General features: G+C 69.7%; 19 protein-coding genes. 9 read left to right on the top strand and 10 right to left on the bottom strand.

What is annotated here, in order from left to right:
- Positions 1–47 precede the first annotated feature (47 nt).
- Together ACIGJO_RS02190 and ACIGJO_RS02185 are read right to left on the bottom strand one after the other, a co-directional pair.
- Positions 48–728, bottom strand: coding sequence for a DUF305 domain-containing protein (locus ACIGJO_RS02190; RefSeq protein ID WP_399951685.1), 681 nt, complete (start codon positions 726–728; stop codon positions 48–50).
- 101 nt (positions 729–829) lie between these two features.
- Positions 830–1,510 (bottom strand): DUF3105 domain-containing protein, encoded by a 681-nt coding sequence (locus ACIGJO_RS02185; RefSeq protein ID WP_399950729.1) that lies wholly within the window; start codon positions 1,508–1,510, stop codon positions 830–832.
- A 243-nt stretch (positions 1,511–1,753) separates the two neighbouring features.
- On the opposite strand from ACIGJO_RS02185, the gene glnA reads away from it, so the two are divergent.
- Positions 1,754–3,115: a type I glutamate--ammonia ligase gene (gene glnA / locus ACIGJO_RS02180; RefSeq protein ID WP_399950726.1), complete on the top strand. Its 1,362-nt coding sequence runs from the start codon at positions 1,754–1,756 to the stop codon at positions 3,113–3,115.
- 192 nt (positions 3,116–3,307) lie between these two features.
- Complete coding sequence (locus tag ACIGJO_RS02175; RefSeq protein WP_399950723.1) at positions 3,308–3,976, top strand: histone deacetylase; 669 nt, start codon at positions 3,308–3,310, stop codon at positions 3,974–3,976.
- A 172-nt stretch (positions 3,977–4,148) separates the two neighbouring features.
- Here the strand turns inward: ACIGJO_RS02175 and ACIGJO_RS02170 are convergent, their stop codons facing one another.
- The 4 genes from ACIGJO_RS02170 to ACIGJO_RS02155 all read right to left on the bottom strand — a co-directional run bounded on the left by ACIGJO_RS02170 (position 4,149) and on the right by ACIGJO_RS02155 (position 7,443).
- A complete protein-coding gene (locus tag ACIGJO_RS02170; protein ID WP_399951682.1) occupies positions 4,149–4,685 on the bottom strand; it encodes a GNAT family N-acetyltransferase in 537 nt (178 codons plus the stop codon).
- Positions 4,686–4,698: 13 nt separating this feature from the next.
- Positions 4,699–5,424: a lasso peptide biosynthesis B2 protein gene (locus ACIGJO_RS02165; RefSeq protein WP_399950720.1), complete on the bottom strand. Its 726-nt coding sequence runs from the start codon at positions 5,422–5,424 to the stop codon at positions 4,699–4,701.
- On the bottom strand, positions 5,417–7,117 hold the full coding sequence (locus ACIGJO_RS02160) for an albusnodin/ikarugamycin family macrolactam cyclase (RefSeq protein ID WP_399950717.1): 1,701 nt from the start codon (positions 7,115–7,117) through the stop codon (positions 5,417–5,419). The genes ACIGJO_RS02165 and ACIGJO_RS02160 overlap by 8 nt, the downstream gene beginning before the upstream one ends.
- A 191-nt stretch (positions 7,118–7,308) precedes the next feature.
- Complete coding sequence (locus tag ACIGJO_RS02155; RefSeq protein WP_399950714.1) at positions 7,309–7,443, bottom strand: albusnodin family lasso peptide; 135 nt, start codon at positions 7,441–7,443, stop codon at positions 7,309–7,311.
- Between the two features lie 251 nt (positions 7,444–7,694).
- Here ACIGJO_RS02155 and ACIGJO_RS02150 point away from each other — a divergent pair, with 251 nt between their 5' ends.
- Positions 7,695–8,225: a helix-turn-helix domain-containing protein gene (locus ACIGJO_RS02150; RefSeq protein WP_399950711.1), complete on the top strand. Its 531-nt coding sequence runs from the start codon at positions 7,695–7,697 to the stop codon at positions 8,223–8,225.
- 42 nt (positions 8,226–8,267) lie between these two features.
- On the opposite strand, the gene ACIGJO_RS02145 is transcribed toward ACIGJO_RS02150, so the two are convergent.
- The gene (locus ACIGJO_RS02145; protein ID WP_399950709.1) at positions 8,268–8,858 is read right to left on the bottom strand and encodes a TetR family transcriptional regulator; all 591 of its coding nucleotides are present in this window, start codon (positions 8,856–8,858) and stop codon (positions 8,268–8,270) included.
- 148 nt (positions 8,859–9,006) lie between these two features.
- Here ACIGJO_RS02145 and ACIGJO_RS02140 point away from each other — a divergent pair, with 148 nt between their 5' ends.
- Both ACIGJO_RS02140 and ACIGJO_RS02135 read left to right on the top strand, forming a co-directional pair.
- Positions 9,007–10,506: an MDR family MFS transporter gene (locus ACIGJO_RS02140; RefSeq protein ID WP_399951678.1), complete on the top strand. Its 1,500-nt coding sequence runs from the start codon at positions 9,007–9,009 to the stop codon at positions 10,504–10,506.
- 281 nt (positions 10,507–10,787) lie between these two features.
- Complete coding sequence (locus ACIGJO_RS02135; RefSeq protein WP_399950706.1) at positions 10,788–11,609, top strand: putative protein N(5)-glutamine methyltransferase; 822 nt, start codon at positions 10,788–10,790, stop codon at positions 11,607–11,609.
- On the opposite strand, the gene ACIGJO_RS02130 is transcribed toward ACIGJO_RS02135, so the two are convergent.
- Positions 11,581–12,096 (bottom strand): pyridoxamine 5'-phosphate oxidase family protein, encoded by a 516-nt coding sequence (locus ACIGJO_RS02130; protein ID WP_399950703.1) that lies wholly within the window; start codon positions 12,094–12,096, stop codon positions 11,581–11,583. The two genes, ACIGJO_RS02135 and ACIGJO_RS02130, sit on opposite strands and share 29 nt — an antisense overlap.
- A gap of 120 nt (positions 12,097–12,216) precedes the next feature.
- Here ACIGJO_RS02130 and ACIGJO_RS02125 point away from each other — a divergent pair, with 120 nt between their 5' ends.
- Complete coding sequence (locus ACIGJO_RS02125) at positions 12,217–15,210, top strand: bifunctional [glutamine synthetase] adenylyltransferase/[glutamine synthetase]-adenylyl-L-tyrosine phosphorylase (protein WP_399950699.1); 2,994 nt, start codon at positions 12,217–12,219, stop codon at positions 15,208–15,210.
- A gap of 78 nt (positions 15,211–15,288) precedes the next feature.
- Here ACIGJO_RS02125 and ACIGJO_RS02120 read toward each other — a convergent pair whose 3' ends face one another.
- Together ACIGJO_RS02120 and ACIGJO_RS02115 are read right to left on the bottom strand one after the other, a co-directional pair.
- On the bottom strand, positions 15,289–16,218 hold the full coding sequence (locus ACIGJO_RS02120; protein WP_399950696.1) for a phosphatase PAP2 family protein: 930 nt from the start codon (positions 16,216–16,218) through the stop codon (positions 15,289–15,291).
- 76 nt (positions 16,219–16,294) lie between these two features.
- The gene (locus tag ACIGJO_RS02115; RefSeq protein WP_399950693.1) at positions 16,295–17,338 is read right to left on the bottom strand and encodes a LacI family DNA-binding transcriptional regulator; all 1,044 of its coding nucleotides are present in this window, start codon (positions 17,336–17,338) and stop codon (positions 16,295–16,297) included.
- A 370-nt stretch (positions 17,339–17,708) separates the two neighbouring features.
- Here ACIGJO_RS02115 and ACIGJO_RS02110 point away from each other — a divergent pair, with 370 nt between their 5' ends.
- From ACIGJO_RS02110 to ACIGJO_RS02100, 3 genes are read left to right on the top strand one after another with little or no spacing between them, the layout of a single operon-like run.
- Positions 17,709–18,980, top strand: coding sequence for an extracellular solute-binding protein (locus ACIGJO_RS02110; protein WP_399950690.1), 1,272 nt, complete (start codon positions 17,709–17,711; stop codon positions 18,978–18,980).
- A gap of 19 nt (positions 18,981–18,999) precedes the next feature.
- Positions 19,000–20,016, top strand: coding sequence for a carbohydrate ABC transporter permease (locus ACIGJO_RS02105; RefSeq protein ID WP_399950687.1), 1,017 nt, complete (start codon positions 19,000–19,002; stop codon positions 20,014–20,016).
- Entirely contained in the window at positions 20,010–20,879 is an 870-nt protein-coding gene (locus tag ACIGJO_RS02100) for a sugar ABC transporter permease (RefSeq protein ID WP_399951675.1), read from the top strand. Before ACIGJO_RS02105 ends, ACIGJO_RS02100 begins: the two co-directional genes overlap by 7 nt.
- The last annotated feature ends 45 nt before the right edge of the window (positions 20,880–20,924 follow it).

Genomic DNA, 20,924 nt, shown 5'->3' with positions numbered 1-20,924 from the left:
CGACCGCTATCACCCGTTCGGGTGTGTACGGGAGGTGACGTGACGACTCAGGAGCGTGGCTTCGCGCCGCGCGCCGCGAGCATGTCCGCCATCAGGTCCAGCTCGGACTGCTGGGCCTCGGCCATGCCCCGGGCGAGCCGCCGCTCCACCGGTACGGTGCACAGCTCGGCGCACCCTTCGGCCATGGCGACGCCGCCCTTGTGGTGGTCGGTCATCAGCTGGAGGTAGAAGACCTCGGCCCGCCCGTCGTCGAGCGTGCCCAGCTCCTCCAGCTCGGCCCTGGTGGCCATGCCCGGCATGAGGGCGCCGTCCTTGCCTGCCGGTCCGGCCGTCCCCGCCATGTCGTGCCCCTGGTGCCCACCGCTGCCCGGGGCCATCCACGCCATGGGCGGGCGCCCGTCCGGGGCGACCTTCGGCAGCTCCCACAGATCCAGCCAGCCGAGCAGCATGCCCCGCTGGTTGGCCTGGGTGTTGGCGATGTCGTACGCGAGCCGGCGCACGTCCTCGTCCTTCGTGCGGTCGCGCACGATGAAGGACATCTCCACGGCCTGCTGGTGGTGGACCGCCATGTCACGGGCGAACCCCGCGTCGGCGGAGGCGGCAGACGGCACACGGAGCTGTTCCGCGCCGCTCCCGCCGGGGGTCCGGTCCGGCCCGTCGTCCCGTGCGGAGGCGATCGTCGCCACCCCCGCGAACAGGACCGCGAGCGCCACGGCGGACCCCGCCACCCACCGCGTACGCCCGCCGCGCCGCGTACCGCCGTCGGGCTCCGTACCGCCGTCGGGCCGCGTGGCGCCGTCGGGCCGCGTGGCGCCGTCGGGCTCCGGGGTCACTGGGGTGCCGCCAGCCCGCCGGTGCAGGGCGCGCCCGGCTCCGGCGTCTGCGGCCCCTGGACGTACTTGGCGAAGAACTGGTCCACCCGCCGGTCGTCCGCGCCGTCCACCGTGACCTGCTTGCCCCAGGCACTGAGCATGATCGCCCCGGCCTGGCCCTCGTACGGGCTCATCAGCGAGTAGGGCGTGGCGCCGACACGCTCGGCGAGCTTCTTCACATCGGCCTCGGGGGCCTTGTCGTTGTACGTCACCCAGACCGAGCCGTGCTCCAGGGAGTGGACGGCGTTCACGTCGGCGAGGGCCTTCTCGTACACGTCGCCGTCGCAGTTCATCCACGCCTGGTTGTGGTCGCCGCCGACCGGGGGCTTCATGGGGTAGGCCACGTCCCCGGCCACATGGTTGCGGGTCAGCTTCTTGGCGTCCCAGGTCTTCTCGTCCTTGACCGGCTCGGCCGCCAGTTCCTTCAGGTCCTTCCCGGGCTGCTTGGCGTCCTGCGCCACACCCTCCTCCCGCTTCTCCCTCGCCTCGGACTTCTCCAGCAGCATGTAGGAGCCGAAGCCGACCAGACCGGCCACGACGACCGCGCTGAGGCTTATGGCGATGACACGGGTGCGGCGGTCGCGCGCGTGGTCGTCGTTGCGCATCTGCTCCATGCGGGACCTGTGGTCGAAGCTCATGTCGTCGAGTCCTTCTGCGAAGGGGCTGGGAGGGGCAGAACCGGTCCGTGGACCGGTGTGCACAGGCCGGCCCGGAGGCCGCCGCGTCCCGTGCACACCATGGGCGCCGATCGTAGTGGGTGGCCGAGTGCTCTCTCTCACATCGAGTGCGTAATCTGGGTGAAATCCCGGGTCGTGATACTGGAGTTTCTCCCCTACCCCGGGCGGTGGTGCAAGGACCGTCTGAACTGCAAGGATGTGGCTATGGACAAGCAGCAGGAATTCGTCCTCAGGACCCTTGAGGAGCGCGACATCCGCTTCGTGCGGCTGTGGTTCACCGACGTCCTCGGGTTCCTGAAGTCCGTTGCCGTGGCCCCGGCCGAACTGGAGCAGGCGTTCGACGAAGGCATCGGTTTCGACGGGTCGGCCATCGAGGGCTTCGCCCGGGTGTACGAGTCCGACATGATCGCCAAGCCGGACCCGGGGACGTTCCAGATCCTGCCGTGGCGGGCGGAGGCCCCCGGCACCGCCCGGATGTTCTGCGACATCCTGATGCCCGACGGCTCGCCTTCCTTCGCGGACCCGCGCTATGTGCTCAAGCGCATCCTCGCCAAGACCTCCGACCTGGGCTTCACCTTCTACACCCACCCGGAGATCGAGTTCTTCCTGCTGAAGGACAAGCCGGTCAACGGCACCCGCCCGACCCCCGCCGACAGCTCCGGCTACTTCGACCACACCCCGCAGAACGTCGGCATGGACTTCCGCCGCCAGGCGATCACGATGCTCGAATCCATGGGCATCTCGGTCGAGTTCAGCCACCACGAGGGCGCCCCCGGCCAGCAGGAGATCGACCTGCGGTACGCGGACGCGCTCTCCACCGCCGACAACATCATGACCTTCCGCCTCGTCATGAAGCAGGTCGCGCTGGAACAGGGCGTACAGGCCACCTTCATGCCTAAGCCGTTCTCGGAGTACCCGGGCTCGGGCATGCACACCCACCTCTCCCTCTTCGAGGGCGACCGCAACGCGTTCTACGAGTCGGGCGCCGAGTACCAGCTCTCCAAGGTCGGCCGTTCCTTCATCGCGGGCCTGCTCAGGCACGCGGCGGAGATCTCCGCCGTGACGAACCAGTGGGTCAACTCCTACAAGCGCATCTGGGGCGGCTCGGCCCGCAGCGCGGGCGCGGGCGGCGAGGCCCCCTCGTACATCTGCTGGGGCCACAACAACCGCTCCGCGCTGATCCGGGTCCCGATGTACAAGCCGGGCAAGACCGGCTCGGCCCGCGTCGAGGTCCGCTCCATCGACTCCGGCGCCAACCCCTACCTGACCTACGCGGTGCTCCTCGCCGCGGGCCTCAAGGGCATCGAGGAGGGCTACGAACTCCCGGCCGGCGCCGACGACGACGTCTGGGCGCTCTCCGACGCGGAGCGCCGCGCGATGGGCATCGAGCCGCTCCCGCAGAACCTGGGCGAGGCGATCTCGCTGATGGAGAAGAGCGAACTGGTCGCCGAGACCCTCGGGGAGCATGTCTTCGACTTCTTCCTGCGCAACAAGAAGCAGGAGTGGGAGGAGTACCGCAGCGAGGTCACGGCCTTCGAGCTGAAGAACCTGCTGCCGGTGCTGTAGGAGAGGGCCGGCGCGACGATATCGGCTTGTCGACCGGGGCCCACGGCTTGCGGCTGTGGGCCCTGCCGCTCTCCGGTGGGCCGTGCCGGGCCGTCTACCGTTGTGTCATCAGGTACGACGCACCAGCATCAGCAGCGAGAGCGAGCCCCCGAGGCACGTCGCTCAGCGCACGTCCCTCAGAAGCGAGTGAGCGTGAAAGCCCCACGACCTGTTGACCCGACGCTGCCGCGCGACCGGAGCCCCGAGCGGGTCTGGTACACGTCGTACGGCTCCAACACGCACCTCGACCGGCTCGCGGCCTATATCCGGGGCGGGCGCGCGTCCGGCGCGGCAACGGGGTCCCCGGGCAGCCGAAACCCGACGATGCCCGCCCGCTCCATCCCCGTGGAGCTGACCGGTGCCATGTACTTCGCCACCTGGTCGACCCTCTGGCGAGGGGGACTGGCCTTCTACGACCCCCGCGCGAACGGGCGCGTACTGGCACGGGCGCATCTCGTGACCACCGATCAGTTCTCCGATATCGCGGCCCAGGAAATGCACGAGGAGCCCGGCAGGGATCTGTGCCTGGCGGAAGTGCTGACCCATGGACGCGCCGTACGGGGCGAGGGCCGGTACGAGACGCTGGTGTGCGCCGGTCAGGTCGACGGAATGCCCCTCCTGACCTTCACGGCTCCCTGGGGGATGCACGACGTTCCATGGGTTCCGCCCTCGGCCGCCTATGTCCGGTTCCTGGCCCTGGGCCTCCGGTCCGCCGGCGGGTGGGACACGGAAGAGGTCGCGTCGTACGTCGCCGCACGCCCCGGCGCCGCTGACAGCTGGTCGTATCAGTCAATCGTCGATCTCCTGGGCGAAGGCGCGTGAGGAGCGGAGCTGGCTCCGCGGCCCGGCCCGCTCATCCGCCGTCATTCACCGGCCCCGTTCCCGAAATGGCGTGGTCGGCCCTGACGTCGGACGCGTGCGTCCAGGTGCGGGCGATGGCGCCGACGGCCTGACGGGTGTTCCGGCCGCGGCGCCGGACGGCAGGGTTCTCGTGTCAGACGGTGATGACCGAGGGGCCGGCGAACTCGGTGGCGAGCGCGTCCATGAGGACCTCGTCGCAGACGGAGCCGAGCCAGAAGCCCGCTTCGCGAAGCGTTCCGGCGGCCCGGAAGCCGGCCTTCTCGTAGGCGCGTACCCCCGCCTTGTTGGGGGCGAGCACCTTGAGCCACACCATTCGCAGGTTGGTGATGTGGAACGCGTAGTCGAGGACCAGCCGCGTGGTGATGGTGCCCAGGCCACGCCCGCGTGCCTCGGGGGCGAGCATCACGACGTACTCGGCCGTGCGTACGGACGGGTCGGGCAGCAGGGTGGCCACTCCCGCCGGGACCGGGCTGCCGGTGGCGAGGTCGTACACCGTGAAGCGGATGTTGTCCCCGCGCAGCTGATGGGCGATGCCTTCTGTGCGGGCTTCGAGGGATTCCGGCTGCTGGCGCCCGTAGCCGACCAGAAGAGCCGGGTCCTGTTCCCAACGCCAGTACGTCTCCACCAGGTCTGCCCGGTAGGGGCCGAGCGCGCAGGTGTCGGTGCCGATCCAGAGGACGGGCTCAGGGGTGTTGCTGATGGCGGGCTCCGATGGTCAGCGCAGGCGTGTAGTCGAGAGTTGAGGGCGGCTCGGCGACCGGACCGCCGTCCACAGTCTGTACCCAGGCGTGCAGCCGGACAGGGTCTGCGGCGATTCCGTGACACCAGACGACGGAAAGCCGGTGGGCCGAGAGCAGCAGCACTGCGGCGACGGATTCTTCCAGGCAGGCGGTTCGGACGGGCGCATGCCACGCGGAACGGCGAATGGAGAGCACGGCCTCCGTCGCCTCCGCGGGAGAAGCTGGGCGACGTGCAGCACAGACGGATGCCCGCAGGGCCAGGATGAGCCGGTTCATCACGCTCTTCCTGCTGCCTGCGCGCTCGATGGCCCACGTCGCGGCGAGGGCGGCTCCGGCCGTCGTGGTGAAGGGGCGAGCCGCGCGGGTGAGTCCGGCGGGGTGTTCAGCACTTCCCCAACTCGGCGCAGGAGCTGGTGCGGAGACGGGCGGGCCCCACGACACCGGCTTCGATGTGGGGCGCAGGGCCCCGACGTGCAGTAGGTGGGCTGCCAACGGCAGAGGCATCGCGGTGAGGTGACCGGACCGGGCCGCGTCCTGCCAGTGAGCCGCGCTTTTCGGCAGCAGACACCGCACGCGCCCGGTCCGGTAGTCGATGAGGACCAGAACATGAGGGAAGGCGATGGTGCGGATATACCTCGGGGCGCAGGCGTAGAGCGGGATATCAGCCACGGACTGTCTCCTTGGGAGAGGTGATCCATGTGGGACCGGCGGTCTGTCCCCGGGCCGCCAGCCAAGCCTCGGTTGCGAGCGCCTGTTCCAGAGTGGCCAGCGACATGGGTATGCCGGCGGCGGCGTGCCCCAGAGAACGAACCAAGCGTGAGGCGTCGATCAGCCCGGTCTCCGCCAGACGCCCGTGCACCAGCTCAAGGAGGTCGGGCATGTTGGCGCGCAGACCCGCGTAGTGGTCGGCGTCGAAGCTGCCCTTGGTACGTCGGTCCGTAATGGCTCGCGGCAGTAAGCCGGCCATCGCCACGCTCAGCAATGGCTTGTAGGCGTGGATGGGCGGACGCAGGTCGATGGGCGTCCGGAGCACGGTGTCCACCACCATGGGGTCGAGGAAAGGATTGTTGAGATCGATCCCCGAGGCAGCCGCCAGTTCGGCGTCCGCCACGGCGGTGCGAGCGACTTCGCGGACCTCGTCCACCAGAGTGCGTACTGAGGCGTCGAGGCCGGGCAACCGGTCGGGAACGGAGGCGGCCCGGCATGCGCCCGCGCGCAGCAGCTCGCGAGCGCCGGCACCGGCCCACGGGGGAAAGGGCAGCAGCGGAAACCAACGGACGCTTCCATGTTCCCCGTGTCGTGCGCGGCCAACGGAATCGATGAGCGCGATGAGGGCGTGAGCGCGACTGGTTCGCGAGACGAGGACGGCGTCGCGCAGGAGAGGCACGGGCGATACCCGGCGTAGTCTCGCCCAGCCGAACCCCTCGCTCACAGCCCGTCGGGCGAGACCGTGGCGAATCAGGTCTGCCAGGTGGACGGGTGGCTGAAAGAGAAGGCTGTCGCCGCCGTCGCCCGTCAGATGGGTGCGGGTCCCGAACTCCTCCCTCATCCAGGTGATCTGCCCGATGAGCCGGGCTCGGGTGATAATGGAGGGAGCCGGTTCATCGGTTGCCGTCACAGCGGAGATGGCCGTGTACGGCAAGTGTTTTGCCGACATGGCCAGTAGGCGGTGGTTGATCCGCCCGGGGTACGCATCGGTCGCCCGGCGGGCATGGCGCAGGTCGGCGCCCGAGGTGTTGCGCTCGGGGTGGACCGTGACGGCGTTCAGCCGGACGCCGTCAGGCAGAGCGATAGCGGCCAGAGCAGCAAGGGATGTCGAATCGAGGCCGCCCGACATATCGCAGGAGAGCGCAGGGTCCGACCCGACTCGCGCTGAGACCGCTTGGAAGAGGGCTGTGCGTAAGCGTTCGGCGGGCGTTCGATACGTGTCAGGATCCGGTCTCCATACCGTCGTGGTGCGGGGGACTCCACCGTCGGACGGAAGGACGATCGGGCTTCCGGGTGGGAGCTGTTCGATGCCGGCGAAGAATGTCCGTCCGCTGGAGAGTGCGGGAACCGATGGCAGGAAGATCGAGCAGGCAAGGCGTTCGACATCCACTGCGGCGCGTGTGAGAGAGGCCAGGGCTCGGGCCGAACTGCACCATACCCACTCACCTTCATGACGGACGAGATACACGGGGCGGGCGGAGGCAGGGTCGGTGTGCACATGACGGCCTCTTCGGATTCCTCGATGACCGTGTAAGCGCCGGGCCACCGCCAGGTGACGTCCTCGGGCAGCGTTGCCGAGCGAAGGCGTGGCAGGTCGGAGTCCCTGGCTCCGCACCGTCCGAGGATGAGAACCTGCCGTCGGCCGTCCACGCATGCCGCCGAACGGACCGGAACATTACCGAGCGTCCAGGTGTGAAGTCGTGAGGTGAGGTGACGAGAGCCCGTCGGTCGACACCCCGGCCGGGAAGAGGTACCGCTTCCACCGAAGATCATGATTGGCACTCCAGAGTTGAGGTCGCACCCGTGGGGTGCGGCCATGAGGGCCCGCACCCCACAGGGAGGGCATCAGCTGTTGTAGGCGCGACGCTTGTCCTCGCTCTGGCCGCCGCCCTGGCCCTCGGTGAGCACGGTTGCGTCACCGATCTCGACAGGGAGCAGCTCGTACTCGTCGGTGTTCTCGGTGTTCCGCGGTGCGCTCATGATGTCTCCTCCTGCTTGGGCGATGGGAATACTGCAGGGCCGAACGTTCAGGCCGATATGACCTGGAGGCGCATAGGTGACTCGCCGTCGGGAGAGGCTTTGTTCCACCCGGCCGTCAGGTTTGCTGGCATTCAGTCAACTCCCTTACTGGTGTGAAGTCCTGGGCCATCCGGTGGTGCACATTCCCTCCGGGGGCCGCTTTGGGGGGCCGGAAATCCGAAACGGAACTTTCAGAAGCTTGGGGGGCGGGCATGATGGCACCGGAGGGCATCGGCGCACTGCTGAGGGGGATTCGGGAAGCGGCGGGCCTGACGCGTGAGGAGCAGGCATCGGTGATACAGGCGGCTCGGGGCGGAAAGTGGTTCGACCCGGAGAACCTGAAGCGGTGGGAAACCGAGCGACGCTTGCCCACGCCGATGTGGCACGCACTTCTCGCCGAGTGCTACGGCAGGCAGACGGAGGAGATCGTTCGCGCTGTTGTGGTCAGCCGACGTCGACGAAGGCTTCACCGGCTGGTCGGGGCGTACGCCGAGCAGGAGTCCGCGCTCGCGCTCACCATGGCCCCGTCCGTCATGACCCGCGCACTGATCGCCGTCGACGGTGCGGTCTGTGTCCGGGCGGACGGCGATCCGACCGTGGCGGCCGGTCTCGCCATCGGCGCATGGATCGGACTTCCCTCGGCGTACCGCGACGGGTTGGTCCGCTCACGGGTCGAGGCGTTGTGCCGGACGCTCCCCGGGCGTCCGGGGAACATGCTGCGGGACGCGTTGGCGAGCCGCTGAGCCCGCCCGGGGAAAGGGCCGAGCCGGCAGGCTCTCGCCCTCTCAAGCGAATCCGCGGGCGATCTCGTCCAGGATCTCGTCGATGATCTCCGCCGGTTCGCGCGTCAGGTCCTCCTCGATCCACATGCGCATGGCGATCCGCATCGAGGACAGGAACGCCGCCGCGAGGACCGTCGGCCGTACCGGTCCCTCGGCGGGTCCCGGGCGGGTGGCCACCGCTTCGGCCAGGTCGCGTTCCATCGCGGCGTGGTTGGCCAGCTGGCGGGCGAGCAGGGAGGGGTGGCGCATGGCCAGGCGGGTGCGTACCGCCCAGGCGCGCTCCGGTGGGTTGACCCGGTCCGCGAACTCCGTCATCGCCGCCCGCAGCGCGGTCCAGGCGGGCTCTTCCGCGGGGCGAGCGCGCACGGTCCGTACGAGTGCTCTTATCTGCCGCTCCTCCCCGTACAGGAGGGCGTCCTCCTTGTTCGTGAAGTAGTTGGAGAACGTTCTGCGGGAGATCCCGGCCGCGTCCGCGACGGCCTCCACCGTCACATGGTCGAAGCCGTGCTCGACGGTGAGGCGCAGCGTCGCCTCGTGCACGGCCTGCCGGGTGGCTTCCTTCTTGCGTTCCCGCAGTCCCACAGAGCTCTCCATGGGGGCATTATCCATCCCGGCCAACATTATTGCGCAGTGGGCAAAATTGCCCAGTGTGCATGTATGGTGAAGCCTTCCCTTTCCTGCCCGAACCCTCCGGAGGTTGCGCGTGAGCGCACAAACGGCCGCGCCGACCGACGTCGCGCCGATGGATCACCGTCATGTGCTGAGAGCCCTCAGCGGACTGCTCATCGTGCTGTTCGTGGCGATGATCAGCAGCACGGTGGTCTCGGTCGCGCTTCCGCAGATCATCGGCTCGCTCAACGGCACGCAGTCGCAGTACACCTGGGTCGTCACCGCGACCCTGCTCGCGTCCACCGCCTCCACCCCGATCTGGGGCAAGCTCGCCGACCTGTTCAGCAAGAAGCTGCTGCTCCAGATATCCATCGGCATCTTCGTCGTCTCGTCGATCGCCTGCGGGTTCGCCCAGTCCACCGAGCAGCTGATCGCCTTCCGCGCCCTCCAGGGCCTGGGCATGGGCGCCCTCCAGGTGCTCGTCCAGGTGATCATCGCCGCGATGATCAGCCCCAAGGAGCGTGGCCGCTACAACGGTTACCTCGGCGGCGTCATGGCCGTCGCCACCGTCGGCGGCCCGCTGCTGGGCGGCTTCATCACCGACGCGTCCTGGCTGGGCTGGCGCTGGTGCTTCTTCGTCGCGGTGCCGTTCACGCTGCTCGCCTCCGTGATGCTCGGCCGCACCCTGCACCTCGCCGAGGTGCGCCGCCCCGAGACCAAGGTCGACTACCTCGGTGCCACGCTCATCGCCGCGGGTGTCAGCCTCCTGCTGCTCTGGGTCACCTTCGTCGGCAACGACTTCGACTGGATCTCCTGGCAGACCGCGGCCATGGTCGGCGCGAGCGTCGTGATCCTGGGCGCCGCCGTACTGGTCGAGGCCCGGGTCAAGGAGCCGGTCGTCCCGCTCCATGTCGTACGCCGGCGGGACCCCGCCCTCGCGATCGTCGCGAGCCTCGCGGTCGGCATGGCGATGTTCGGCGGCGCGGTCTTCCTCGGCCAGTACTTCCAGATCGGCCGCGGCTACTCTCCGACCGAGGCCGGGCTGCTCACCATCCCGCTGATGGCCGGGGTGCTCGTCTCCTCGACCGTCGCCGGCCGCATGGTCTCCAGAACCGGCAAGGTCAAGCCTTACATCATCGCCGGAGTCGTCGTGCTCACCCTCGGCTTCCTGGGGCTGTCCACGATCGACCACGAGACCTCCCTGGTCCTCGTGTCGTTCGGGATGCTCGCCGTCGGCCTCGGTGTCGGTATGTCGATGCAGAACCTCGTCCTGGTCCTCCAGAACACGGTCCCGCTCAGCGAACTCGGCGCGGCCAGCGGCGCGATCACCTTCTTCCGCTCCCTCGGCGGCACGATGGGCGTCTCGGTGCTCGGCGCCGTGCTCGCCAACCAGGTCGCCACGAAGATCACCCACGGGCTGACCGAGCTGGGCATCGACCCGGCGGCCTCCTCGTCGGGCGGCTCGACCCTGAACGTCGCGGCGATGCCGCCGCAGGTCCAGGAGGTCGTACGTGCCGCGTACGGCGACGCGACGGGCCACATCTTCCTGATCTCGGCGGGCATCGCGGTGATCGGCGTGGTCGCGTCCCTGTTCCTGACCTCCACGAAGCTGCGTGACAGCGTGGACCTGTAGCGCCGCGGTTCCCTGTCCCCGCGGGTGTGCCCCGTGCCGTCACGGCACGGGGCACACCTCTTCCGGACGCGAGAACACCCGCTCGACTGCGGTAATGTGACCCCTCCCCGTACGGGTACCAGACCCCGGCGCGCGGGGACCAGACCCCGCACGGGGACCGACCGAGGAGGTGAGACCCATTACCGCTGTATCAGGCTGGGTGCTCATCTCTCACGATCGCGTCGTCCACCGGGCGTAAGCGGTCGCGGAGCGCTCATCGGCTTTCCGAAAGGCTCCGCTCCATGTCGGTCTTCCCCTCGTCCACCCGCTCCTCGATCGTCAGCACGCTGCGTGCCGCCGGCTGTGTCTTCGCCGAGGACGAGGCCGGACTCCTCCTCTCCACCGCCGGATCCCCGGCCGCGCTGGCCGCCATGGTCGAGCGCCGGGCCGCCGGCCTTCCGCTCGAACACGTCCTGGGCTGGGCCGAGTTCTGCGGCCGGCGGATCGCCGTCGACCCCGGTGTCTTCGTGCCCCGCCGCCGTTCCGAATTCCTGGTCCGGCAGGCCGCCGCACTCGCCCCCGCGGGCCCGGTCGTCCTCGACCTCTGCTGCGGAACGGGCGCGCTCGGAGCGGCCCTGGCCGCCTGTCTGGACGGGGTCGAACTGCACGCCGCCGACGTCGAACCCGCGGCCGTGCGCTGCGCCCGCCGCAATGCCGTCGACCCCGGCCGGGTCTACGAGGGCGACCTCTTCGCCCCGCTTCCCGCCTCACTGCGCGGCCGCGTCGACATCCTGCTCGCCAATGTCCCCTACGTACCGACCGGGGACGTCGAACTGCTGCCCGCCGAGGCACGCGTCCATGAGCCCCGGGTCGCGCTGGACGGCGGCGGCGACGGACTCGACGTGATGCGCCGCGTGGTGGCCGAGGCACCGCACTGGCTCGCCCCCGGCGGCAGTCTGCTGGTCGAGACGAGCGAGCGCCAGGCGGCGCGGGCGGCCCGGACCATGGGCGACGGCGGGCTCGTCCCGCGCGTGGCCACCTCCGAGGAGCTGTACGCCACCGTGGTCGTCGGAACCCGGCCCGGCGGCGCATCCCTCAGCCGAACCGCCACCGCGTCTGGCTGAACGGCTCGCCCTTGGCGAAGCCGAAGGCCGTGCGCGGGGTCACCGCGAAGACGTCCGCACGGCCGGCCGCCCCGTTGACGAACGCGCCGTCGCTCACCTCGAAGTGCCAGTCGCCGCCGTACTTCTCCTCCCACGCCCCGGCCAGCCGGGTCAGCGCCCCGGCGTCCGTCACCCGGTCCGCGCGGCCCTCGACGACCACGTCGAAACCCGAGTCCAGGGTGTTGGCCCCGGTCGTCAGGACCACTTCGGGGTTGGCGGCCAGATTGCGCGCCTTGCGCTCGGCGGGGCCCGTGCAGAAATGCAGCGCGCCGTCCCGCCAGACCCCGATCAGCGGTGTCACGTGCGGGCGGCCGTCCGGACGGACCGTGGACAGCCAGTACAGCCGGGCCGCGTCCAGCACGGCCACCCCCTCCTGCCAGGGGCGGGCGGTGGCGCCCGCGCTGCTGTACCGGGCGTCCAGCTCGGTCACGGGAACTGCTGAGGACATCGTTCCTCCAGGGGTTCACCTCTCATTGTGCGGACCGGCCCCGGCTTCGCGTCGACCGGCGCGGGGATAGGCTCGAATCCGCTGTGAACGAGAATCGGTCGGCGGGCAGGAGAGCGCGGGATGACAACGGTGCCGGGGCGCAGGAGCAGTACGTTCACCCGACTGCTGCGGCACGGTTTCACCGACCCCTCCGCCGCCGAGCAGCTGCTCGACCTCGATGCGCTGATCTCCGTACGCGCCGATCCCGTCCTCCTGGAAGCGCTCGGCGCGACCGCCGACCCCGATCTCGCGCTGCGCGGCCTCGTCCGGCTCGTCGAGGCGCAGGACGAGGACGAACGGCAGGTGCTGCTCGACACCCTGGTGACCGCCAAGCCCCTGCGGGACCGGCTGCTGGGTGTGCTGGGCGCCTCGGAGGCGCTCGGGGACCATCTGGCACGGCATCCGCGCGACTGGCACGCCCTCGTCACCTACGAGGCCGCCGACCTGCACCCCGGGATCGCCGAGTTCGAGCAGGGGCTCGCCGACGCCGTCGACCCGGACTCGCTGCGTGTCTCCTACCGCCGGTGCCTGCTCGGCATAGCGGCCCGTGACGTGTGCGGGACGACGGACCTCGCCGAGACCGCAGCCGAGCTGGCCGACCTGGCCACCGCCACCCTGCGGGCGGCGCTCGCCATCGCCCGTACGGCCGTGCCCGCCGACGCCGCACAGTGCCGGCTCGCCGTCGTCGCGATGGGCAAGTGCGGCGGCCACGAGCTGAACTACGTCTCCGACGTCGACGTGATCTTCGTGGCGGAGCCGATCGACGGGACCGAGGAGAGCGCCGCCGTCCAGGCCGCCACCCGGCTCGCCGCCCATATGATGCGGATCTGCTCCGACACCACCGTCGAGGGCACCATCTGGCCGGTCGACGCCAACCTGCGCCCCGAGGGACGCAACGGGCCGCTGGTGCGCACCCTGACCTCGCACCTGGCGTACTACCAGCGCTGGGCCAAGACCTGGGAGTTCCAGGCCCTGCTGAAGGCCCGGCCGGTCGCCGGTGACCCGGAGCTCGGCGCGGAGTACGTGGAGGCCGTCTCCCCGCTCGTCTGGCAGGCCGCCGACCGGGACAACTTCGTCCCCGATGTGCAGAAGATGCGCCGCCGCGTCGTCGACAACATCCCCGCCGACCGGGTGCACCGGGAGCTCAAGCTCGGCCCCGGCGGACTGCGGGACGTGGAGTTCGCCGTCCAGCTGCTCCAGCTGGTGCACGGGCGCAGCGACTCCACCCTGCACAGCGGAACGACGCTGGAGGCGCTGCGGGCGCTCGCCGGGGGCGGTTACGTGGGCCGGGCGGACGCGGCGCAGCTCGACGAGGCGTACCGCTTCCTGCGCTCCATGGAGCACCGCATCCAGCTCTACCGGCTGCGCCGCACCCATCTGGTCCCCGAGGACCCGGCCGACCTGCGGCGCCTGGGCCGCTCCCTGGGGATGCGCACGGACCCGGTCAACGAGCTGAACAAGGCGTGGAAGCGGCACGCCTCCGTCGTACGGCGGCTGCACGAGAAGCTCTTCTACCGGCCGCTGCTGGACGCGGTCGCCCAGCTGGCGCCCGGGGAGACCCGGCTCAGCGCGAAGGCGGCCGGAACCCGGCTCGAAGCCCTCGGCTACGCGGACCCGGCCGCCGCGCTGCGGCATCTGGAGGCCCTGTCGTCAGGGGTGTCCCGCAAAGCGGCCATCCAGCGCACGCTGCTGCCGGTGCTGCTCGGCTGGTTCGCGGACTCCGCCGACCCGGACGCGGGTCTCCTGGGCTTCCGCAAGGTGTCCGACGCGCTCGGCAAGACCCCCTGGTACCTGCGGCTCCTGCGGGACGAGGGGGCGGCGGCGGAGAACCTCGCACGGGTCCTGTCGGCCGGCCGCCTCGCCCCCGATCTGCTGCTGCGGGCCCCCGAGGCCGTCGCGATCCTGGGCGATCCGGAAGGGCTGAAGCCGCGCACCCGGGAGCACCTGGAGCAGGAGGTGCTGGCCGCGGTCGGCCGGGCGGACGGCGCCGAATCGGCGGTCGCCGTCGTCCGCGGCGTACGGCGGCGGGAGCTGTTCCGTACGACGGCGGCGGACATCATCGGCTCCTACGGCACCGAGGAAACCCCCGCCGAGCCCGACCACGGCGCCCTCGTGGACCGGGTCGGCTCCGCGGTCACCGACCTGAACGCCGCCACGCTCGCCGGGGCGCTGCGCGCCGCCGTCCGCGAGCGGTGGGGCGACACCCTGCCGACCCGGTTCGCCGTCATCGGGATGGGCCGCTTCGGCGGTCATGAGCTGGGATACGGCTCCGACGCCGACGTCCTGTTCGTCCACGCGCCGCGCGAGGGCGTCGGCGACGAGGAGGCGAGCCGGGCGGCCAACACGGTGGTCACCGAGATGCGCAGACTGCTCCAGCTGCCCACCGCCGATCCGCCCCTCCTGATCGACGCCGATCTGCGGCCCGAGGGCAAGAGCGGGCCGCTGGTGCGCACCCTGAAGTCGTACGAGGCGTACTACCGGCGCTGGTCGCTGGTCTGGGAGAGCCAGGCCCTGCTGCGGGCCGAGATGATGGCGGGCGACGAGGCGCTGGGGCGCGGCTTCATCGAGCTGATCGATCCGCTGCGGTACCCGATGGAGGGGCTGGGGGAGGACGCGGTCCGCGAGATCCGCCGGCTCAAGGCCCGGATGGAGTCCGAGCGGATGCCGCGCGGGGCCGACCCGACGCTCCACACCAAGCTGGGGCGCGGCGGGCTGAGCGATGTCGAGTGGACCGTACAGCTGCTGCAGATGCGGCACGGCTGGGCGGAGCCCGGACTCCGTACGACCCGCACCCGTGAGGCGCTGGCCGCGGCGTGCGCGGCGGAGCTGATCCCGGCCGAGGACGCCCAGGTCCTCGATGACGCGTGGGTGCTGGCGACACGGGTGCGCAACGCGGTGATGCTGGTCCGGGGACGGCCCGGCGACATGTTCCCCTCCGACGCGCGGGAGATGACGGCCGTGGGGCGCTACCTGGGGTACGAGCCCGGACATGTCGGCGACATGCTGGACGACTACCGGCGGATCACCCGGCGGGCGCGGGCGGTCGTGGAGGAGCGGTTCTACGGGGCGCAGTGAGGTTCCGCGGGCCCGCGGGTGCCGTACCCCGGCCCGGGGTACGGCACGGGGGCCGTACGGCTCCTCGCGCCCGGGGCCTCAGCGGCGGCCCGAGGACTCCGGTACCGGGCGCCGGACCCGTGGCGAGGCGCCCGGGGCCAGCGCCGACAGATGTCCCCGCCCGGACGGCACCAGTTTCGGCAGGCGGTGGGGCAGCGATCCGTACCAGGCGTGCGAGAGTGCGAAGCCGAACGCCAGGCAGGCCATGCCGCCCACCGCGTCCAGCCAGAAGTGGTTGGCCGTGGCCACGATCACGACGAGGGTGGCCATGGGGTAGAGCAGCCCCAGGATCCGCGCCCAGGGGGCGGAGGCGAGCGCGAAGATCGTCAGACCGCACCAGAGCGACCAGCCGATGTGCATGGAGGGCATCGCCGCGTACTGGTTCGACATGTTCTTGAAGTTGCCCGAGGCCATCGAACCCCAGGTCTCGTGCAGCAGCACCGTGTCGATGAAGTGCCCGCCGTTCATCAGACGGGGTGGTGCCAGTGGGTACAGGTAGTAGCCGAGCAGGGCGACGGCCGTGGTCGCGAAGAGCACCAGCCGGGCCGCCGCGTAACGGCCGGGGTGACGGCGGAACAGCCAGACGAGCACTCCGACGGTGACCACGAAGTGCAGCGTCGCGTAGTAGTAGTTCATCGACACGATCAGCCATGTCACCGAGTTCACGGCATGGTTGACGGACTGCTCGAAGGCGAGGCCCAGCGACTTCTCCACCGACCAGATCCAGTCGGCGTTGCTCAGGGCCGCGGCCTTCTGCTCGGGCACGGCGTTGCGCACAAGTGAGTACAGCCAGTAACTGACCGCGATGAGCAGGATTTCGAACCAGAGCCGTGGACGGCGCGGGGCCCGCAATGCGCGGAGCTTCGCCGTTCTTCCGTTCCGCTTGGCCTCGGGGGCCGCCTCGTCCACGATGGGTGACGGGGTGCCGGCCGTTCGGCCTTCCTGTGTTTTCACGTGCGATTCACCCATAGGCACAGAGTCTGCCAGATACGTCCCCCTCCGCCCGATCATCCTCCGGTCGGGTTCAGGTCGCACGATATGCGTCTCAAGGACGAGAGTGGGACCCTGAGGAGGGTCCGGGGCCCGAGGCCGTTGAACCGCGAACCACCAGCTCGGGCATGAAGACGAACTCGCTGTGCGGGGCCGGGGTTCCGCCGATCTCCTCCAGGAGCGTGCGGACGGCGGCCTGGCCCATCGCCGTCACCGGCTGCCGGATCGTGGTCAGCGGCGGATCGGTGAACGCTATGAGCGGCGAATCGTCGTAGCCCACCACCGACAGATCGCGCGGCACCTGCCGCGACAGCCGCCGGGCCGCCCGGATCGCGCCCAGGGCCATCATGTCGCTCGCGCACACCACGGCCGTGCATCCGCGTTCCAGCAGTGCCGAGGCGGCGGCCTGACCGCCCTCCAGCGTGTACAGGGAGTGCTCGATCAGCTCCTCCACCTGCTCCGGGGCGAGGCCGAGCTGTTCGCGCATCGTGGCGTGGAAGCCCTCGATCTTGCGGAGTACCGGAACGAAGCGCTTGGGGCCGACCGCGAGGCCGATCCGCTGGTGTCCCAGCGCGACCAGATGGGTCACCGCGAGCCGCATCGCCGCCCGGTCGTCGGGCGAGATGAACGGGGCCTGCACCTTCGGCGAGAAGCCGTTCACGAGGACGAAGGGAACGCCCTTGGCGCGCAGTTGTTCGTAGCGCCGCATATCGGCGGACGTGTCCGCGTGCAGTCCGGAGACGAAGATGATGCCGGAGACGCCGCGGTCGACGAGCATCTCCGTCAGCTCGTCCTCGGTGGAGCCGCCGGGACTCTGCGTCGCCAGCACCGGGGTGTAGCCCTGCCGGGTCAGCGCCTGGCCGATGACCTGCGCCAGCGCCGGGAAGATGGGGTTCTCCAGCTCGGGCGTGATCAGGCCGACCAGTCCCGCGCTGCGCCTGCGCAGCCGTACGGGGCGTTCGTAGCCCAGGACGTCGAGCGCCGCGAGGACGGATTCGCGGGTGGCCGCTGCGACACCGGGCTTGCCGTTCAGGACTCGGCTGACCGTCGCTTCGCTGACCCCCGCCTGAGTTGCGATATCGGCAAGCCGTGCGGTCATGGAAGGCGACTGTACCGGGCCTGTGCCGGATTGCCCACTGTGAGCGGGATTCGGGCGCGAGGCTGCCTCCCGGCCGTCGGCGACGGCGCCCGCGTAATGATCCGCGGCAACGTCTTGCAAGCTCTTGCGGACCCGTCGTGCGGGCTGCGATCGGATCGTCGCACTACGGATTCACCGCGCGTGGCCTGCGGCAGCAGGGGGTAGGGGTTTCCGTCAAGGGTTCTGGCGGCAACCTTGAGGACACGTGAATGTAACGATCGCCGGAGCTTGCAGAAATCTTCCGCAAGGTCTTTCGGTCGTCTTTCATCCTTGTTACGTTCACGTCGACCCGGCGCCGCGACGGAGCGGTACGGCAGTTGAAGGAGTTCAGATGCGACGTGGCATAACGGCCACCGCCCTGGTCGCGGCCCTGGCGCTCGCGGCGACCGCCTGTGGCAGCGACGACGAGTCCGGCGGCGGCAAGAGCTCGGGCGAGCTCTCCGGCACGGTTACCTGGTGGGACACCTCGACCGTCGGCAGCGAGGACAAGGTCTTCAAGAAGCTGGCCGAGGGCTTCGAGAAGAAGCACCCGAAGGTCGACGTCAAGTACGTCAACGTCCCCTTCGGCGAGGCGCAGAACAAGTTCAAGAACGCCGCGCAGTCCGGCGGCGGCGCCCCCGACGTGATCCGCTCCGAGGTCGCCTGGACCCCTGAGTTCGCGGACCTCGGCTACCTGGCCCCGCTGGACGGCACCGCCGCGCTGAAGGACGAGGACGACTTCCTCAAGCAGGCCGCCGCGTCCACCAAGTACAACGGCAAGACGTTCGCCGTTCCCCAGGTCATCGACTCCATGGGTGTCTTCTACAACAAGAAGATCTTCAAGGAGGCCGGCGTCGAGGTGCCGACGACCATCGCCGAGCTGAAGACCGTCTCGGAGAAGATCAAGGACAAGACCGGCAAGACCGGCCTCTACCTCCGCGGCGACGACGCCTACTGGTTCCTGTCCTTCCTGTACGGCGAGGGCGGCGACCTGGTCGACGCGAGCAACAAGTCCGTCACCGTCGACAGGCCCGAGAGCGTCAAGGCGTTCAAGGTCGTCAAGGACCTGGTCAAGTCCGGGGCCGCCAAGACCGACGCCACCGACGGCTGGGAGAACATGCAGTCGTCGTTCAAGGACGGCAAGGTCGCGATGATGATCAACGGCCCGTGGGCCGTCGCCGACACCCTCGCGGGCAATGAGTTCAAGGACAAGGAGAACCTGGGCATCGCCCCGGTCCCGGCCGGCTCCGTCGCCCAGGGCGCACCGCAGGGCGGCCACAACCTCGCCGTCTACGCGGGCTCCAAGAACCTCGACGCCTCCTACGCCTTCGTCGAGTACATGACCTCCGTGCAGAGCCAGGCCCAGACGGCCGGCGAGCTGAACCTGCTGCCGACCCGTACCTCCGCCTACGCCAAGCAGGAGGCCGTGGACAGCGAGATCGTCGGCTTCTTCAAGCCGGTCGTCGAGACCGCCGTCGAGCGCCCCTGGATCCCCGAGACCGGCAGCCTCTTCGCCCCGCTGGTCACCGAGTACACCAAGGTCCTCACCGACCAGACCACCCCGGAGAAGGCCGCCTCCGCGACCGGCGACTCCTACCGCAAGCTCCTCAAGGGCTGGAAGTAACAGGAAGGTTGGCCCACTGATGGCTGTCCACACCAGCCAGTCGGTGGCGAAGGCCGCGGACGACGTCGTCGTCCGCGGCCCCAGCCGCGGTACTGGCAACCCCCCGGCGCCGGGCCGGCTCCGGCGCGCCCTGTCGACCCACTGGTACGCCTGGGTCATGGTCGCCCCGGTCGTCCTCGTCATCGGGGTGATCATCGGCTACCCGCTGGTCCGCGGTGTCTACCTGTCGATGACCGATGCCAACGAGCGCAACGTCGCCCGGTCCATCGGGGTCAACGAGATGCCCGCCACCTACAAGTTCGTGGGTGCGGACAACTACGTCGACGCGCTGACGGGTACCCAGTTCCTCGGCACGCTCGGCTGGACGCTGGTGTGGACGGTCTCCTGCGTGGGCATCACCTTCTGCCTCGGCATGGCGCTGGCCAACATCCTCAACCGCCGTATCGCCGGACGCTCCGCCTACCGCATGGCGCTCATCCTGCCCTGGGCCATCCCCGGCTTCGTCTCCGTCTTCGCCTGGCGCTTCCTCTACAACGAGGACCGCGGGCTGCTCAACAAGATCCTGAGCGGCGCGGGCATCGACGGGGTGCCGTGGCTGAACGACCCCACCTGGGCCAAGTTCTCCGTCATCGCGGTCAACGTCTGGCTCGGCATCCCGTTCATGATGGTCGCCCTGCTCGGCGGACTGCAGTCCATACCCTCGGAGCAGTACGAGGCCGCGGAGATGGACGGCGCCACCGCCTGGCAGCGCTTCCGTCACATCACGCTCCCCGGACTGCGTCCGGTCTCCACCACGGTGGTCCTGCTCTCCACCATCTGGACCTTCAACATGTTCCCGGTGATCTTCCTGCTGACCCGCGGCGGACCCGGCGAAGCCACCCAGATCCTCGTCACCCAGGCGTACAAGTTCTCCTTCGAGATCAGCCCGCGCGACTTCGCGCAGTCCTCCACCTGGGGCGTGCTGATCCTCGTACTCCTGATGCTCTTCGCCGTGGTCTACCGGCGAGTCCTGCGCACCCAGGGAGACAACTGGTGACCACCGCAGCCCAGCACGCCGTCCGCAAGCCGCGCCTGCGCGGAGACCGCTCGCCGGTCGCCTCCGTGGCCCTGCACCTCACCCTGATCATCGCGTCCGTCATCGCGGTCTTCCCGGTGCTGTGGGTCCTGCTGACCTCGCTGAAGCCCGCCAAGTACGCCACGACGACGGACTTCTTCCGCGAGACCACGTTCGTGAACTACACGAACCTGATCCGGGACACCGAGTTCCTGAGCTGGTTCGGCAACTCCGTGATCATCGCGGGACTCTCCACCGTCATCGGGGTGTTCGTCTCCGCCACCACCGGCTACGCCGTCAGCCGCTTCCGCTTCCCCGGCAAGCGCGGGCTGATGTGGACGCTGCTGATCACCCAGATGTTCCCGGTCGCGGTCCTCATCGTGCCGATCTACAACATCATGTCGAACATCGGCCTGCTCAATCAGCCCGCCGGTCTCGTCATCACCTACCTCACCATCTCGGTGCCGTTCTGCGCCTGGATGATGAAGGGCTTCTTCGACACCATCCCGCGCGAGATCGACGAGTCGGGCCAGGTCGACGGCCTCACCCCGTTCGGCACGTTCTGGCGGCTCATCCTGCCGCTCGCCAAGCCCGGCCTCGCCGTCACCGCGTTCTACTCCTTCATCACCGCCTGGGGCGAAGTCGCGTACGCCTCCGCCTTCATGGTCGGCGACGAGAACCTCACGCTCGCCGGCGGACTGCAGAAGTTCGTCAACCAGTACGGGGCCCAGTGGGGCCCGATGACCGCCGCCTCCGTACTCATCGCGATCCCGGCCGCCCTGGTCTTCCTGTTCGCGCAGAAGCACCTGGTCACCGGAATGTCCGCCGGAGCCGTCAAGGGCTGAGCCGGACACCAGCAGAGCCCGCACGACCGACCGCACCAGTCACGG

It is taken from the genome of Streptomyces sp. NPDC079020 (assembly GCF_044542225.1).
Classification (GTDB): Bacteria; Actinomycetota; Actinomycetes; order Streptomycetales; family Streptomycetaceae; genus Streptomyces.
The sequence above is the reverse complement of the archived record's forward strand: the minus strand, read 5'-3'. Positions and strand labels throughout refer to the sequence as shown.